The organism is Shewanella sp. SG44-6, from assembly GCF_014164185.1.
GTDB lineage: Bacteria > Pseudomonadota > Gammaproteobacteria > Enterobacterales > Shewanellaceae > Shewanella > Shewanella vesiculosa.
This window is the reverse complement of the sequence record NZ_JACJER010000248.1, coordinates 1-2,100: the sequence shown is the minus strand read 5'-3', so window position 1 is coordinate 2,100 and position 2,100 is coordinate 1. Positions and strand designations below refer to the sequence as shown.

Below are 2,100 nucleotides of genomic sequence, written 5' to 3'. Positions count from 1 at the left end.
AGGGAACAGTTACTGTTCCCTTTTTGTTGCATGAACATAACCAACAACTATGACCTTAATGGCTATCCCGAGGTTTTAATGGTGCGAGCAAGAGAAATAAAATAAACGACAACCAACTCACAAATATGGTTGCCAGCAACCAGGCAAGTTTCTCATTCGCGCTAACTTTCTTGCTGCGGGCAATAATAACTAACGGTATTAGCCAAAATACCAATAGAATTAATATAGTAAACGCCATTGTAAACATCCTGTTAAATTATCCTTAAAAATGATTTTGATGATATGTACCATTAACATTAACTAAAAAACTGAGTAAACCGTTGACAATCCCATTGATGTAATCAATTGACTCAACAACATAAAATAGAGGGCAATTTTGCACAGCTTGTGCCTGTAAAGTCAACAGCACCATTCCTATAGAAAACGATAACGCGCCAGTAATAAATATCAGCATAAAAACCAATAAAATAAAACAGTTAAGCTTATCGATATAGATAGAGAGTATTGATAATGTCTACCTATCTATACAATCACAGCAAGCTTAAGTCCCATTTAAATCCTAGATAAAAAGTAAACTAGATTCAGTATCGAAAGATATAAAACAAAAATAACCAGACTAACAATAGGGAAAAAACTATACTTAAACGCTAACTGAAAGTTCTCTGTGTCCAACGACTTACTTTTAATTAGGTACAAAGCTGAACTACCAAAGGAAATGATCATATAAATCGTGAGTAAATAATTATCTAAAAAAAATTCTAATGGGAAACCAGTACTTGAAAATGTAATTGCGATTAAACAACCGGCTACGGGAACACAATAAATAATAACTATTATTGAAGAAATCAAAAAAGTAAAACCTAAATAGCCTGCCTTATTTTTAATCTGATACACCAACCTACTCCTTTAGATACATACTAAACTGGCTTGATACTATCAAATTATTCAGTATCAAAATGGAGCAATACTACAGCCCCATATCTTTAACCGTCCTAAATATAATCTATTCGTAGTATTTTATCGTTTGTAATAATGCATCACTAAAATCAAAAATTTGATCAAGATTGTCTATTGGATGTCTTGTTTCATTTTTATCAACATCGAATAACCCAAGGTATTTTTGCTTTGTATTAAAGTGCAAGCGACATAAAGGTTTACGGTTATTGTCATCCAATAAAACCCCAAAATAACTCTGAGTATCTCTTGCTATAACTCTATTAGCATCAACCTTTTGTCTTAAAATAGCTTTTACAATATTAAAACCTTCAACCTCATCATCCGTAGTTGTTATTTTAGGTTTATCATCATCCAGGACACACAGCTCTTCATTATCTATTTTCGATGATTGCTCACTACCAATGGCAGATTTTAACCTTGCATTGATACTGTCACTTAAAAACTGCCTTAAAGCTTTTTTTAGTTATTTCTGTAAATTGCTGTTTGACCTTAGGCGTAAGTACACCGTCATAGGCCCTAGCAGCAAAAAACTTAATGAACTCTTCTTCAGGGTCTTTAAATTGTTCACCTAGCAGTTTTTTTATTTGGTTTAAATATTTCAACTCACCAGCTGCATTTACAATTGACTCCACATCGAATGAAGTCTTAGTTAATTTTTTAAGCTCAGGAATAAGGTGTTCATCAATATTTAATAAATCTAAGGTTAAAAATGGTTTCTCATCCATTTTGTTAGGCGCATCTAGATCAGTAAAAAATTGATATTCAGTACCATTCGTCAAAATTGCTAAACGAGAATTTGTAACAGAGAAATATCTAAATAACTGTCCGGCATGCTTAACTGAAAGTTTTTCGCCATATTTTTTACATTCCATAAGGATTTGTACTTCACCATCCTTGACTAAAGCATAATCAACTTTCTCACCCTTTTTTGTCGCTATATCCGCAGTAAACTCTGGAATTACTTCATTAGGATTAAACACATCGTAACCCAATACTGTATGAAGAAAGGGCATTATTAGCGCATTTTTAGTTGCTTCCTCAGTTTGTAAACTACCTGAAATTTGGGGAATTCTCTTTGATAAAACATCTATTCGTTCAATAAAATCCATTTCATCGACCTCATATTAATAAGTAATAAAACTC

At 32.5% G+C, this 2,100-nt stretch carries 1 protein-coding gene and 1 pseudogene; both read right to left on the bottom strand.

What is annotated here, in order from left to right; genetic code table 11:
- Window positions 1-55: 55 nt before the first annotated feature.
- Window positions 56-238: a hypothetical protein gene (locus H5185_RS21825; RefSeq protein ID WP_124016598.1), complete on the bottom strand. Its 183-nt coding sequence runs from the start codon at window positions 236-238 to the stop codon at window positions 56-58.
- Between the two features lie 765 nt (window positions 239-1,003).
- Window positions 1,004-2,066, bottom strand: a pseudogene (locus tag H5185_RS23500) (type I restriction endonuclease).
- Window positions 2,067-2,100: the final 34 nt, after the last annotated feature.

Excerpts from the sequence above, each read along its gene's own strand:
- H5185_RS21825 (WP_124016598.1), bottom strand. The coding sequence starts at position 238 with ATGGCGTTTACTATATTAATTCTATTGGTATTTTGGCTAATACCGTTA.